This is a genomic window from Paraburkholderia sp. USG1 (genome assembly GCF_031570135.1).
Taxonomy (GTDB): Bacteria; Pseudomonadota; Gammaproteobacteria; order Burkholderiales; family Burkholderiaceae; genus Paraburkholderia; species Paraburkholderia dioscoreae.
In genome coordinates, this window is record NZ_JAMWXW010000013.1 from 15,884 (window position 1) to 29,808 (window position 13,925).

Annotated in this window: 11 protein-coding genes; 6 read left to right on the top strand and 5 right to left on the bottom strand. The window is 63.3% G+C overall.

The genetic code is table 11. The features are described 5' to 3' along the window. Positions 1 to 36: 36 nt before the first annotated feature. The 6 genes from NE850_RS18380 to NE850_RS18405 all read left to right on the top strand — a co-directional run bounded on the left by NE850_RS18380 (position 37) and on the right by NE850_RS18405 (position 8,914). Entirely contained in the window at positions 37 to 1,173 is a 1,137-nt protein-coding gene (locus NE850_RS18380) for an efflux RND transporter periplasmic adaptor subunit (protein WP_310699102.1), read from the top strand. Next, positions 1,170 to 4,262, top strand: a complete 3,093-nt coding sequence (locus tag NE850_RS18385; RefSeq protein ID WP_310699103.1) for an efflux RND transporter permease subunit — start codon at positions 1,170 to 1,172, stop codon at positions 4,260 to 4,262. Before NE850_RS18380 ends, NE850_RS18385 begins: the two co-directional genes overlap by 4 nt. Then, on the top strand, positions 4,255 to 5,715 hold the full coding sequence (locus tag NE850_RS18390; RefSeq protein WP_310699104.1) for a TolC family protein: 1,461 nt from the start codon (positions 4,255 to 4,257) through the stop codon (positions 5,713 to 5,715). The genes NE850_RS18385 and NE850_RS18390 overlap by 8 nt, the downstream gene beginning before the upstream one ends. Positions 5,716 to 5,822: 107 nt before the next feature. After that, positions 5,823 to 6,401: a transcriptional repressor gene (locus tag NE850_RS18395; protein ID WP_310699105.1), complete on the top strand. Its 579-nt coding sequence runs from the start codon at positions 5,823 to 5,825 to the stop codon at positions 6,399 to 6,401. Positions 6,402 to 6,722: 321 nt separating this feature from the next. Beyond that, positions 6,723 to 7,715 (top strand): LysR substrate-binding domain-containing protein, encoded by a 993-nt coding sequence (locus NE850_RS18400; protein ID WP_310699106.1) that lies wholly within the window; start codon positions 6,723 to 6,725, stop codon positions 7,713 to 7,715. Positions 7,716 to 8,164: 449 nt separating this feature from the next. Next, complete coding sequence (locus NE850_RS18405; RefSeq protein ID WP_310699107.1) at positions 8,165 to 8,914, top strand: siderophore-interacting protein; 750 nt, start codon at positions 8,165 to 8,167, stop codon at positions 8,912 to 8,914. Between the two features lie 322 nt (positions 8,915 to 9,236). Here the strand turns inward: NE850_RS18405 and NE850_RS18410 are convergent, their stop codons facing one another. From NE850_RS18410 to map, 5 genes are all read right to left on the bottom strand, one after another. Beyond that, positions 9,237 to 10,421, bottom strand: a complete 1,185-nt coding sequence (locus tag NE850_RS18410; protein ID WP_310699108.1) for an FAD-dependent monooxygenase — start codon at positions 10,419 to 10,421, stop codon at positions 9,237 to 9,239. A gap of 25 nt (positions 10,422 to 10,446) precedes the next feature. Then, the gene (locus tag NE850_RS18415; RefSeq protein ID WP_310699109.1) at positions 10,447 to 10,941 is read right to left on the bottom strand and encodes a VOC family protein; all 495 of its coding nucleotides are present in this window, start codon (positions 10,939 to 10,941) and stop codon (positions 10,447 to 10,449) included. Between the two features lie 147 nt (positions 10,942 to 11,088). Beyond that, positions 11,089 to 11,688 (bottom strand): helix-turn-helix domain-containing protein, encoded by a 600-nt coding sequence (locus NE850_RS18420; RefSeq protein WP_310699110.1) that lies wholly within the window; start codon positions 11,686 to 11,688, stop codon positions 11,089 to 11,091. Between the two features lie 474 nt (positions 11,689 to 12,162). After that, positions 12,163 to 13,131: an NAD-dependent epimerase/dehydratase family protein gene (locus NE850_RS18425; protein ID WP_310699111.1), complete on the bottom strand. Its 969-nt coding sequence runs from the start codon at positions 13,129 to 13,131 to the stop codon at positions 12,163 to 12,165. Then, positions 13,131 to 13,925, bottom strand: coding sequence for a type I methionyl aminopeptidase (gene map, locus NE850_RS18430; protein ID WP_310699112.1), 795 nt, complete (start codon positions 13,923 to 13,925; stop codon positions 13,131 to 13,133). The genes NE850_RS18425 and map overlap by 1 nt, the downstream gene beginning before the upstream one ends.

Consider the following 13,925-nt stretch of genomic DNA (forward strand, 5'->3'; position numbering starts at 1 on the left):
CTGTGCGCTGCCCCGGGCACTTCGCCAGGGGGTCTTATGAGCACCAGTGTGCGCCAGGACGCCAAACCCCTCAAGCCGCTCAAACCGCTGGCCTTCACGGCCATCGGGCTTGCCGTCGTCATCGGGTCGCTGTCCGCCTGGTGGCTGACCCGTCACGCCCAGCCGCCCCAGGCCGCGTTCCCGCCGACGCCAGTTTCTGCTGTCCGGGTTGAGCCCCGTAGCGTGCCGGACGAACTGCAGGCGGTCGGCAGCCTGTCGGCCGTGCAGGAGGTCCTGCTCGCCCCTGACACCGCCGGGCGCGTCACGGCGATCCGCTTTGAGGCGGGGCAGGTCGTTGCCCAAGGCGCACCGCTCGTCCAGCTCTATGACGCGCCGGAACAGGCCGATCGCGCGGCGGCTGTCGCGCGCGCCGACTTTGCGCGCCTGCAGCTGGCGCGGTCGCAGGAACTGGCACCGACCGGTGCCGAGTCGCGCGAGCTGCTGCAGCAACGCCAGTCCGAATACGACGCGGCTCTCGCGGCAGTCAGGCAACTGGATGCCCGTATCGACCAGAAGTCCATCCGCGCGCCATTCCCCGGTCAGCTCGGTGTACGTCGCATCAACCTGGGCCAATACCTCAATGCGGGGGACCCGATCGTCACGCTGACGCGACTCGCGCCACTCTATGTCAATTTCACGGTGCCCCAGCAGGATCTGCCCGATCTGCAGGTCGGAGGACAGGTACGTTTCACCATTGACGCGTTGCCTGGCCGTGATTTCACATCGCGCATCAGTACCATCGAACCCAGGGTTGACGGCGACACGCGAAACGTCACGGTGCAGGCGGTCGTCGCCAATGACGACCATGCACTCAGTTCCGGCATGTACGCCACGATTCATGTGGTGCTTCCTGACACCACCAATGCCATTGTGCTGCCGTCGACTGCGATCCAGACCTCGGCGTCCGGAGACAGCGTCGTCATCGTCAGGGCGCCCGATGCCGAGGGCATTGGCAAGGCGGCCTTCGTGCCCGTCAGGACCGGTCGCCATATTGGTGACAAGGTGATCGTGGAGCAGGGGGTAAAGCCGGGCGATGTTGTCGTTACCGCCGGGCAGCTCCGTATCCCGCCTGATGCAACGGTGAAGGTTTCACCCGCGTCTTCGGCTCCCACCGCCGAGCGGAGTGGAACATGAGATTTACCGATCTCTTTATCCGGCGCCCGATCCTGTCGCTTGTTGTCAGCCTGCTCATCCTGCTGGTCGGCGTGAGCGCAATCTTCTCGCTGCCGATCAGGCAGTACCCCTATCTGGAGAACGCGACCATCACGGTCGAAACCAGTTTTCCAGGGGCGACCCAGGACGTGATGCAGGGCTTCATCACGGCCCCTATCGCACAGTCGATTGCGACCGCGAGCGGCATCGAATATCTTACGTCGACCTCGACACAGGGGGACAGCACGATCAAGGCGCGGCTGGTACTCAACGCCAACGCTGACCGGGCGATGACCGAGATCCTCGCCAAGGTGCAGCAGGTCAAGTACCGGCTGCCGGCGGGAGCGACGGATCCGGTGATTACCAAGTCGACTGAAGGCGGAACTGCCGTCCAGTATGTCGCCATGTATAGCAAGACGCTGTCGATCTCGCAGATCACCGATTTCGCGACGCGGGTTGCGCAGCCGATGTTCACCAGCATTCCGGGCGTGGCGTCTGCCGACATCCTTGGTGGCCGCGAGCTGGCGATGCGGATCTGGATCGATCCGTTGAAGCTCGCCGCACGTGGCCTTTCGGCAAGCGATATTTCAGCCGCGCTCAAGGCCAATAATGTCCAGGCCGCACCCGGCCAGCTTAAGAGCGAGCTGACGGTGAACAACATCACCGCTGATACGGACATGCGTGGCGTCGACGACTTCCGGCAGATGGTGATCAAGACCGGAGCCGATGGCTCTGGTCTCGTGCGGCTCGGCGACGTCGCGACGGTGGAGGTAGGCGGCAAGAATTACGATACCGCTTCCTTCGCGAACGGCATTCCTGCTGTTTTCATCGCGATACAGCCGACCCCGGACGGTAACCCGCTGGAGATCGTCAAGGCAGCGCAGGGACTCGTTCCAAAACTGCGCGCGATGGCGCCGCCCGGTCTGACGGTGTCGCCTAACTACAATGTGGCGCAGTTCGTCAACGCATCGATCGATGAAGTCGTCCATTCGCTGGTCGAAGCCATCGTCATCGTGATCTGCGTCATCTTCCTGTTCCTCGGGTCGGTCCGCGCGGTGATCATCCCGGTCGTCACGATCCCACTGTCGATGGTCGGGACGGCGGCGCTGATGCTGGCTTGTGGCTTCTCGGTCAATCTGCTGACGCTGCTCGCGATGGTGCTCGCCATCGGTCTGGTCGTCGACGACGCGATCGTGGTGGTTGAGAACATTCACCGGCACATCGAGGAGGGGCTTTCGCCCGTCCAGGCTGCCCTCGTGGGTGCGCGCGAAATCGTCGCGCCGGTGATCGCGATGACCATCACGCTCGCCGCAGTCTATGCGCCGATCGGCCTGATGGGCGGCCTGACCGGTGCGCTGTTTCGGGAGTTCGCCTTCACGCTGGCGGGTTCGGTGCTGGTGTCCGGCGTGATCGCGCTGACGCTGTCGCCCATGATGAGTTCCTTTCTGCTTCGCTCCAAGACGGATGAGCCCGGTCTCGAGAAAATGATCGAGCACCGAATGGAGCAGCTCACCGCGGGATACAGCAGGCTTCTCGCGACGACGCTCGCCGCGCGCCCGGCAGTGCTGCTCGTCGGTGGGGTCGTGCTGGCAGGGATTGTCATCCTGTTTAGCGGTACGCGTCACGAGCTGGCGCCCACCGAGGATCAGGGCATCGTCCTCGTTGCGACCAAGGCTCCGCAATATGCCGGTGTCGGCTACAGTGCCCAGTATGCGGCGATGGTGCAGGATGTGTTCAGGGCACTGCCCGAGTACGACAACAGCTTCTTGCATATCGGCGGGTCCAGCGGTGGCGGCCCGAATACGATGATCGCCGGTGTCGTCCTGGGCGACTGGTCGAAGCGGCACCGTTCTGCCACTGAAATACAGCAGGTGGTGCAGGCGCGCGGCGGCGCGATCGACGGCGAAACGGTCACCGCGTTCCAGCTCGGATCCCTGCCGGGCTCCAGTGGTGGCCTGCCGGTGCAGATGGTCGTGCGGTCTCCCGGCGACTTCCGCTCGCTCTACGAGGCAACCGAGAAGCTGAAGGCCGCCGCATGGGCCAGCGGTCTGTTCCTCTTCGTCGATAGCGACCTGGCGTTTGACAGCGAGAATGCACACATCGTCATCGACCGCAGCAAGGCGAACGACATGGGCGTCACGATGGAGGCGATCGCCGATACGCTCGCGGTGCTTGTGGGTGAGAACTATGTGAACCGGTTCAATTTTTTCGGTCGCTCCTACGACGTAATCCCACAGGTTGCTGGTGTGGATCGCGTGACACCTGAGAGTCTCGGGCGGTTCTATGTGAAGACGCGATCCGGTTCACTCGTGCCGCTGTCGACCGTCACGCACGTCGCGATGGAGCCCCAGCCCAATCAGCTGGCGCAGTTCAACCAGATGAACTCGGACACGCTCAAGGCGCTGCCCCGTCCTGGCGTCACCATGGGGCAGGCGGTCGCGTTCCTCCAGTCGCAACCTTTGCCACCGGGCATGAGCATCGACTGGCTGGGCGACAGCCGGCAGTTCGTGCATGAGGGCAACCGGCTGCTGGTTTCGTTCGCGTTCGCACTGGTGGTGATTTTCCTGGTGCTCGCCGCACAGTTCGAGAGCCTGCGCGATCCGCTGGTGATTCTCGTCACGGTGCCGCTCGCGGTGTGTGGGGCACTCGTGCCGCTGTGGCTCGGCTACGGGACGCTCAACATCTACACGCAGATCGGGCTCGTCACACTGATCGGGCTGATTTCCAAGCACGGCATCCTGATGGTGACCTTCGCCAATCACATTCAGGAGAAGGAAGGCCTGAGTCGTATCGAAGCGATCGAAAAGGCCGCGGCGGAACGGATGCGCCCGGTGCTGATGACCACCGCCGCGATGGTCACCGGGCTGGTCCCGCTGCTGTTCGTGCATGGCGCGGGCGCGGAGAGCCGTTTCGCGATCGGCATCGTGATCGTCACCGGCATGCTGGTGGGCACGCTCTTCACGCTGTTCGTCCTGCCTACGGTCTACAGCTTTATCGCGAAGGATCACCGTGTCGCAGCCGAAGGCGAGCGTACACGAGAACTCGCTTCTGCGGAGGTACCCAATGTTTAACCGTTACCTTGTACGCGGGGCGTCGAAACACGTTCTGCGGACTGTTGCGCGGCCGCTGGCCGCGGTTCTCCTGGCCGGTACGCTGGCTGCGTGCAAGAGCGGTCCGGATTACCGGCCGCCGGCGATACCGGACTCGGCCATGCAGCCGTTCGTGACGCAGACCGTGGCCACGGACGGGACCGCACCGCTCCCCGCGGACTGGTGGAAGCTGTACGACGATCCGGACCTGAACCAGCTGATCGGGGAAGCGTTCGCCGCCAATACCGACCTGCGTGTGGCGCTGGCCAACATGCAGCGTGCGAAGGGCATCTTCGACGAGGCACACAGCGGTCTGTTCCCGTCGACGACCGCCTCGGGCGGCGTCACCTACGGGCGCGACGAGACCACCTGGTACGGTACCGGGCAGGCTCCGATGGGCTGGACGTACACCGGTGGACTCGATGTGTCCTATGAGCTGGATCTCTTCGGGCGCGTGCGGCGCGACATCGAGGCGTCGCGCGACGATGCGCAGGCCGTGGCCGCGACCTATGACGCCGTGCGGGTAGCGGTTGCCGCCGAAACCACGCGTGCCTACGTGGATGCCTGCTCGCTCGGTGAAGCCATCGACGTGGCGAATACGTCCATTGAGCTTGCGAGCAGCAGCCTGCGTCTCGTCAGCGACGAGGAGCGGGCCGGCGCCGCCTCGCACCTGGACGTCGAGCGCGCCGGCGTCATCCAGGCGCAGGCCGAGGCGGCGTTGCCGCCGCTGCAGGGTCAGCGGCAGGCGGCCCTGTTTGAACTGGCAGCACTGATGGGGCGCACCCCCGCCCAGGTCCCGGAGTCGGCCCGCGCGTGCGTGAAGGCGCCGGACATCGCTCATGCGCTGCCGGTGGGTGACGGCACGGCCCTGCTGCGCCGGCGCCCCGATGTGCGGCAGGCCGAACGCCAGCTGGCGGCCGACACGGCCCGTATCGGCGTCGCGGTAGCCGACCTGTACCCCCGGATCAACCTGGGGATGTCGGGCAATTACCTGCGCAACGATACGCTCAAAGGTGACCGCACCTTCTCCTTTGCGGTAGGTCCGCTGATCTCGTGGACGTTCCCGAACGTGATGGTGGCGCGCAGCCGCATCGAACAGTCGAAGGCACAGAGTGCGGCGTCGCTGGCCCGGTTTGACGGCGTGGTGTTGACCGCGCTGAAGGAGACCGAGCAGACGCTGGCAACCTATGGCACCGCTCTGGATCAGCGCAATGCGCTGGTCACTGCGCGAGACCGGGCCGAGCGGGCATATCGACTTGCTGAGCAGCGCTTTCGCAGTGGCTCGATCAGCTACCTCGACGTGATCGTGGCGCAGACCAGCTATATCGATGCGAAGGCACAGGTGGCGGCGGCAGACCAGCGCGTGGGCTCCGATCGCGTTTCGGTATTCAAGGCGCTGGGCGGCGGATGGGAGAGCGCGGACGCAGGACGATGACAGGTGGTGGCCCCGATACATGGGGCTGCCTGGTCGCGGGTCGATGCCGGGCAACGTCAGTATGCCGGTTCAGACCTCCGTTTCTGGATCAACAATGGAAGAGCACTATGTCATCGCACGAGCCTACGCAGGCGATCGACCTCATGGCGGCATTTTCGCGCCGTAACCGCAAGCATGCAGCAGCGCCGGAGGAGGCGTCTGCTCCGGCCGACGGTCTCCAGGAAGCTGGGGACAGCGACTCCCTCATGAGGCAGGTGAAGCGGTTGAAGTCGGCGGATCTGCGTCCGACGACCACCCGCATCAGCGTGCTTGCTGTCCTCGAGCAGGCGGCTCCAGACTGTCTTCACGCGAACCAGATATTGCGCGAGCTGGCGAGACTTTCCGGTACGGAAACCGTCGGGTCGACCTACCGGGCCCTGAAGGATCTGCAGGAGTGCGGACTCCTGATCCGAAGCTGGAATGAACGGGGAAAGACGCTCTACCGGTTAAGGCCAGAGGGTCATGGCCCTGGGGGCAACACCCTGGTCTGTCGGTGTGGGAGGCGGCTGGTGGCCGTCGAGGACAGCGTCCTTCAGGAGACATTGACGCGGCTGGCCACGCGGGAAGGTTTTGCTGTTCAGGACCGGCCGGTGTTCACGATCTCGACGGTCTGTGCGGGATGTGAACACCACGCGCACAGCAGGTGATGCGTGGATGAATCTGCGATCGCCTGACTCCCTTTTCGCGGCGAAGGGTCCGCTGGGCCCGTCCGGGGATGCGGTGCAGAAGCGCCTGCAGCGGCCCCACGGTCTCACGACAAAAACAGGAAGCGACCTTCCACGTCATCAGGGGGGCGTGACGATGCTGATCCCCGGGGACCGGCCGGCCATCTTCCGGATGGAGGAATCGCCCCCGGCGCCGGTAGCTGGCATGGCCATGATGCGGTTTCATGCCGGGAGGTCAGTGGTTGCGCCCGCAAGGCTCCTGCCTCCTCACTTCCACATACCTACATCTGACGGACGTTTCTGATGGACAAGCTGGAGTGCATGCGGATTTTTGTTCGCGTCGCCCAGGCCGGAGGATTTGCCAGGGCAGCCTCGCATACCGACCTCAGTACCGCGGCAGTATCCCGCGCGATAATGGACCTGGAGTCGCGGTTGGAAACCCGTCTGCTTCACCGGACGACACGCCAGGTTTCCATCACCGAAGCGGGCCAGCGCTACCTTGAGCATTGCGAGCAGATTCTGGCGCATGTGGAGCTTGCCGAGGCACAAGCCACTGACGCAGGCAGACAGCCGTCGGGCAGGCTGCGTATCCATGCCAACACCAGTTTCGGGCAGCATCACCTGGTTCCCCTCATAGCCCTCTATACACAGCAGTTCCCGGATGTCTCGATTGATCTGGTGCTGGCGCAGCGTGTGCCTGATCTGATTGAAGAGAATTACGACGTATCGATTGTCGTGGCGCCGCAACTGGTCGATTCGTCCCTGATCTCGCAATGTCTTGGCACCGCCGGCGTCCTGCTTTGCGCGTCGCCCCGCTACCTCTCAGGCAGGGGAACGCCGGCAACCGTTGAGGAACTCCAGCAGCATACCTGTCTGCGACTTGTCCTGCCGGACAGTTCCACCGGGCAGTGGGTCTTCGATGGGCCGGATGGTGGAGTGTTTTCGCCTTCCCGTATGACGCAGTTCACCGTGAACGTCGGCGAGGCGATGGCCGAGGCGATCCGGGCCGGCATGGGCATTGGAGTACTGCCAGTGACCGTCGCCCTGCCGGGACTGCGCGATGGGAGCCTTGTACAGGTACTGCCGGCCCTCCGGCTGCGTCCTGCTCACATCCACGCACTTTACGCGTCGCGGCAGTACCTCGATGCAAAGATCAGGACATTCGTCGGATTCCTCCGTGAGTCTCTGCCGCACAGGCTTGCCGGGCAGGAGCAGGAACTCCGGGACTGGAGAAACAGGCAACACAGCGCGAGGACGAATGGGCGCGTGCGTCGCCTGCACAACGTGACCGGGTAAAGAGGACCCCGCTGCGGAATATGCAGTTCCAGCTTTTGGGGACTTGATAGCTGACCCCGGGGCGAGCGGCAGCGAATCGGATCACGCGAGCAGGCTGGAGTGCGCAATAAACTGGCTGAACTGCGCAATGCGCCGATCCCTCTACAACGCTAACATTCCATCATCCCGGAATGAGACACATTTTCGATATCAGTCGGTCATTGCAGCAAGGCCGCGACGCCCACTTCGCCAGCATCAGCCAGCGTCATTCACAGTTGTATTCACCTTGTGACGTACAGCGTTACGACCCGTGGTGTCGCTTGCCCGGCATGTACAGTCCGTCTTCCGGCGTGACTCATCCAGTTTCGGTCCTCACGGGCGTGATGGACCTATTGCGCGACTGACGGGCCCTGAATCGTGGAGCATCGACAGAATTCACGGGAAATCGTACTTTGGTAAAAGGATTATTTATGTCTGCCAGCCGTCCCCCTTACAGTCTTTTCAGGGTTGTCGCTGAAGGCGTTGAACGGATCACGCCACATATGACGCGCATCACGATTGATGCAAGCCGTCTGCCGGATTTGCGCCCCGGTCTGCCTGCCCGGTGGCTCAAGGTTTTCGTGCCCGCTGCAGATGGCCAGAGTCCGGCGGGGCGCGCCTACACGGTCCGGCGCTTCGATCCGGTTACGAAGAAGCTTGATCTCGACTTTGTCCTGCACGGGGACAGTGGTCCGGCGTCGGCCTGGGCCGCACGTGCCGCGGTCGGTGATTCATTTGAGATCAGCGCGGTGCACCCGCGTAGCGGCTTTCCCATTCAATCCTCGACGCAGCACTACCTGCTGTTTGGTGACGAAACCGCGTTGCCGGCGATTGGCAGTATTCTCGACACGCTGCCGGCGCATGCCCGCGCGGAGGTCTTTGTCGAGGTCGCCGATGACCGTGAGGAGCAGGTGTTCCAGTCGGCGGCAGAGGTCAGCCTGACCTGGCTACACCGCTCGGGCAACGGAGATGCCGGGCCCCGTAGCCTGAAGGACGCTGTCAGGATGTTGGCACTGCCTGGAGAAAACACCGCGATCTGGGTCGCGGCGGAATCGTCGGTCGTAAAGGCCATCCGGAAGCACGCCCTGTTTCACTGGGCCGTCGACCGGGAATTCCTGCATGCCGCCGGATACTGGAAACGCGGCGAAGCCGATCACCGGGATGAAGAGGGTTTCGCCTGACAGTCATCGGGCGCGAGGCGGCCGGTGGCGTCGGCAGGAAGCGGCATGGTGTGGCACGTGAGGGATGGACCCGTCGGCATACCGCCAGTCATGCCCGGGTGACTGGTCCTGATGACTGCCGGCTGGGCCGGCCGCCTTGCGAATGAAAGATCCTGGGAAGCACGGGTGCCCCGTCGACCTGTCGCCTGGAATCAGTACGTCGAGCCAGCCCTAAAGAAGACATCATGCGCACGGCGTGTGAACGCTGGGCGTGAGCAGCCCGGGCGTCACCGACCCGGGCGGGCTGCGGCGCGCTTTCGCGTTGCTGATGTCACAGCATCGCTCATTGCACGGGTTCCGGGTAGGGCTTGAGCCGGAAGGGCTGCACCATCTGGCCGAAATCCGGGACGCCATCCGGATGCGTGGCGCTGTCCGCGTCCTCGGACTGGCCCAGCGACGTATCCTGGGCCATCATGTCGATCGCAAGATCCTGGTTGCGGGCGATGTAGTCACGCAATGCGTGCTCGTAGTGCCCGATGCCCGCCACCAGTGCCGATGGACAAGCCGCCAGTTCACCGGCCAGGACGTAGGCGCCGACCATTGCCACGGTCGTGCCCTGGCCCGTTGCCGGCGAGACGCTGTAGCCCGCGTCGCCGACCAGCACCACCCGGGCGCTCGACCAGCTGTCCATGCGAACCTGGTGGGTCGCATCGAAGTAGAAATCAGGGGCGTCCTGCATGTGCGCAAGCAGTTGCGGGATCTCCCAGGCCGCGCCGGCGAACCGTTCAGTCACCAGACGCTTCTGCGCGGCGATATCGCGGTAGTCATAGTCCAGCGCTTCTGCTGAACCGAAGCCGAGATAGACTCTCGCCGGGGCATCCCTGTCCATCGCCAGCACGCCGGCCATCAGGTTTCCCTGGTCATGGAAGACCTGCCAGTGGTCAAGGCCCAGGAAGTTGGGGGCGGCGAAGACCGCAACATGGAAACCCACAAAGCGCAGGAACGGCTCCTCGGGGCCGAAGACCAGCCGGCGCACGCCCGAGTGCAGGCCGTCCGCGCCGATCACCAGATCGAAGCGGCGCGGCGCAGCCCTGGCGAAGGCGACATCCACACCGCTTTCGTCCTGGGTGATCGACGTGATCCTGTCGTCAAACAGGAACGCCACGTGTTCCTCCACGGCCTTATACAGTACCTGGCACAGGTCATCGCGCAGGATTTCGACATCCGGGCTGTCGAACCGGCCCCCCGTCAGGGTGCGTTCGGTGCTCCGGAAGAGTTCCTGGCCCCCGGCATCCACGACCGACATGCCGGTCAGCCTGGTGGCCCGCTCACGGAGGGTGGCGAGGATGCCCATGCGTTCGGCGACTTCGAGGGCCGGGCCACGCACATCGAGCGCCTGGCCGCCCGGACGCAGATGCGGAGCGCGCTCGACCACCGTGACCTGGAAGCCATAGCGGGCGAGCCAGTAGGCGGTGGACAGGCCGGCGACGCTGGCGCCGGAAACGAGGATGCGGATGTCATGTTTCATGGCGATCTTGTGAATCCGTGTCATGTCACTTCTTGCTGGCGTCCCACTTGTCTTCACGGTCTTCGCGCGTGTTGACCTCGATCTGGACGCCGCCGGGCGTGCGCGCGAAGAAGCGCGAACCACGGCCGAGCCGGTTGAAGATTTCGGATTCGAGGGCGATGCCACTGCCCTTGAACGTCTCGTACATCGCATCGACTTCATGCCTGGTCGCCAACTCGAAACCGAAATGGAAGTCCTTATGCCAGGTCACATCGGCCGGCATCTTTTCAAGCACGATGTCGATGTGTCCGTGCCGTAGCAGGGCGCTACCAGTGACCGGCTCGGTGAACTCCAGCGTGGCACCCAAATGCTGCTCGAAGAAGCTGGCTTCACTCGCAACATCGTGCGTGGGGAAGCTGAGGTGGTTCAGCTTGGCGTCTTTGTAGAGGCTCATGATGATCTCGCAAAAAAAGTGAAATGGAGTCGATGGATGGTGCAAAGCATCGGTCCACGAAGCCGTACCGGATGCCCGGCTTTCCATGCCATTATTTTGCGAGTAATTGCTTATTTACGAAACTCGCATTTGCTGTCAGTTCGGCGTCGAGCGTCAATCGCCGGAAATGACGGGGAATGCTCGCGCATGCGATGCGCTGGCCAGGCGATTACTCGCATTCATGGCCGACCCAAGTCATACCTTGCGGGGTCCCGGCGCGAGGCCGAGGTAACCAGACACGGTACGCTCGATCCGTTGCTCAAGATCCTTGATGTTAATTTCGCCACGGTCGCCCGCCGCATCGACCAGCACGCGGATGATGTTTGCGAGGTCATCAACCGCCGTTTTAATGTCTGGCTGCGCGGGGATGTCCTTATGGGACAGAATCTGCTGCATCAGTTCATGGAACGGGGACAGCGATGGAGCCAGTTCCCTGGCGATGGGTGCGCGGGTTTCCTCAAAGTCGAGCAGGCGCGCCAGGATCGGCCTGCGCAGTTGTTCACGTGTCGCGACAGCGATCAAATGCTTCAATGCCTTGCGGCCCGTCGTTTCTTTCAAGGCGCTTTGGGCTTCGGCGAGCAACAGCGCGCGTTCGCGCAGGGCCAGCGCAACGATCAGCGCATCCTTGCCGGGAAAGTATTGATACAGCGAGCCGACGCTGATCCCGGCGCGTAGCGCGACACGATTCGTCGTGAACGCCTGCAATCCCTGCGTTTCCAGAACACAAGCCGCCGCCTCCAGAATGGCGGCCACCATCTGTACGGCACGCGATTGCTGGGGGATCTTGCGCGGCATGAGCGACGGGCGCTTTCCTGCTGTCACGGGGTGCCTCGATCCGATGCGGGCAAAAACCCGGGTTGCCGGCATGCCGGACGACATGTCCGAAACGGGGCGCCGGCACCAGCGGCATTCCGGCAGGGGCGTCCCGGGAATGCGACCGGGCGCGCTGTCGTATAGGGTCGCGACGCATCAGTGCGAAGTCGGCTCGCCGGGCCGTGGCGCTGGATCATCCATCCAGGGAGAGGGCGGGTCTTTCCGGCGCGGCTGCGTCGATGCAAATCCGGCGGCGACCCCGGTTTGCCCAGACAGGCCCCGATGTTCAATGCCAACGGATTCACATTCACCCCGCAGGCGCCCGACGCTCTCCGGGTCATGCAGCATGTCCTCATATCGCAGCATGCCCCCGTCCCGTTCCTGTGCGGTTGCATTGGTTCAACGCTGGAGTGCAGCGGGTGCGAGATCATCCTGGGTGCGCCGGATATTGAATCTTCAGATGAAGGGCAAAATAGACGAATGCCGGGGTTTCCATTCCAGAAACAGACGGGCCTTGTCGGCATTGACCCGGCAATCTGAGCCCAGCGCCACCGTGGCCATCATGTCACCCCAGCAGGCGGCGGCTTCGTCGGGACTCAGGGAAACCGGCTTGCCGCCCAGGTGAAGTTTCTTCTGGATGGCTTCTGCGATTTCCCTGAAAGATGCCAGCCCATTCTCGGCAAAGAAACAGGAACCCGGCCTGGCCTTTTCCAGGGCCGCGACGTACAGGTCCGCCAGATCCTCGACGTGGACGTTGCTCCAGTGTTGCTCGCCGTTGCCTACATAGACGGCAGTGCCCCTTTCTTTTGCAGTCCTGACAAGCAGCGGGACCTGCATGCTTTCCCTCCTGAGCAGCAGGCCCGTGCCATACACCATGCCCGGCACAATGACGATGCTCCGGATGCCCTGCAGGGCCGATCGCAGGATGCGGTTGTTGATGAGAACCCGTTGCCCGAGTGGCGCATCCGTTTCCAGCGGAAAATCCTCCGTATAGACGAAGTGTGCCGTCTCAGGCCGGTCCCAGTTGGCCACGATGCCGGAGCCCGACGTATGGATGAAGGTCTTCCCTGTTCCATTCAGAAGGGAAAGACAATTCTCCACGACCTGCGGGTCATCAGAATCCGCTGTATGGATGATGGCCCCCGACGAGGCGAACGCTTCTTCGAGAACATCGATGTCCTGGAGGGAGCCCTTGACCGCCTGGATATCCAGTGCCTTCAGGGCCTCGATATCGGTATCCCTGCGCGCCAGCCCCCAGACGGGGTAGCCCCTTTCCTTCAGTCTGACGGCAACGCTGCCACCGATGTAGCCCGTGATACCCGTCACAAAGATGCGCTGGCTGTTTTCCACGATCGCGTACCCGCTGGTTGGTGTTTCATGCGCTGACAGGACACCGCCGATGCTGACTGCTGCCCGGTGAGCCATCACGCAACCGGTTCGTAGGTTCCTGTGCCCCCGGGCCACGGTGTCAGCACCTCGAAGCCATCAGCGGTTACGGCAACCATGTGTTCCCACTGTGCGGACAGGGAATGATCCCGCGTGACGACGGTCCAGCCATCCGACAGTACCCGGGTAGCGTGCGTGCCGGCATTGAGCATCGGCTCGATGGTGAACACCATGCCTTCCTCCAGGCGCAGTCCTTCGCCTGGTTTGCCAAAGTGCAGCACCTGGGGTTCGTCGTGATAGACCTGCCCGATACCATGGCCGCAATAGTCGCGCACCACGCTGAATCCTTCCCGGTGAGCGACGGACTGGATTGCGTATCCCACATCGCCCAGTGTGGCACCCGGACGCACTTCCAGGATGCCGGCCCGCATTGCCCTGTAGGTCGCCTTCACCAGTCGCCGCGCCAGCGGGTCGGGTTCGCCGACGAAGTACATGCGGCTGGTGTCGCCGAACCAGCCGTCCCTGATGACGGCGATGTCGATGTTGACGATGTCGCCTTTTTTGAGGATCTGCTGCGCCGACGGAATGCCGTGGCAGACCACGTGGTTGACGGAGGTGCATACGGTCTTCGGGAAGCCGTGGTAACCGATGTTGGCCGGGATCGCATGCTGCACGTTCACGATATGGTCGTGGCACAGGCGGTCAAGTTCTTCGGTGGAGACACCCGGTTTCACGTGTTCAGAGATCATGCGGAGCACGTCGGCCGCAAGTGCGCCGGCAGCGCGCGCCATGGCGATTTCGGCCGCTGACCTGATGAGACTGCGCTGTTTCAT

Bases quoted from the DNA above. Each gene is read 5' to 3' on its own strand.
- NE850_RS18380 (WP_310699102.1), top strand. From the start codon at position 37: ATGAGCACCAGTGTGCGCCAGGACGCCAAACCCCTCAAGCCGCTCAAA.
- NE850_RS18385 (WP_310699103.1), top strand. From the start codon at position 1,170: ATGAGATTTACCGATCTCTTTATCCGGCGCCCGATCCTGTCGCTTGTT.
- NE850_RS18390 (WP_310699104.1), top strand. From the start codon at position 4,255: ATGTTTAACCGTTACCTTGTACGCGGGGCGTCGAAACACGTTCTGCGG.
- NE850_RS18395 (WP_310699105.1), top strand. From the start codon at position 5,823: ATGTCATCGCACGAGCCTACGCAGGCGATCGACCTCATGGCGGCATTT.
- NE850_RS18400 (WP_310699106.1), top strand. From the start codon at position 6,723: ATGGACAAGCTGGAGTGCATGCGGATTTTTGTTCGCGTCGCCCAGGCC.
- NE850_RS18405 (WP_310699107.1), top strand. From the start codon at position 8,165: ATGTCTGCCAGCCGTCCCCCTTACAGTCTTTTCAGGGTTGTCGCTGAA.
- NE850_RS18410 (WP_310699108.1), bottom strand. From the start codon at position 10,421: ATGAAACATGACATCCGCATCCTCGTTTCCGGCGCCAGCGTCGCCGGC.
- NE850_RS18415 (WP_310699109.1), bottom strand. From the start codon at position 10,941: ATGGAAAGCCGGGCATCCGGTACGGCTTCGTGGACCGATGCTTTGCAC.
- NE850_RS18420 (WP_310699110.1), bottom strand. From the start codon at position 11,688: ATGCCGCGCAAGATCCCCCAGCAATCGCGTGCCGTACAGATGGTGGCC.
- NE850_RS18425 (WP_310699111.1), bottom strand. From the start codon at position 13,131: ATGGCTCACCGGGCAGCAGTCAGCATCGGCGGTGTCCTGTCAGCGCAT.
- map (WP_310699112.1), bottom strand. From the start codon at position 13,925: ATGAAACAGCGCAGTCTCATCAGGTCAGCGGCCGAAATCGCCATGGCG.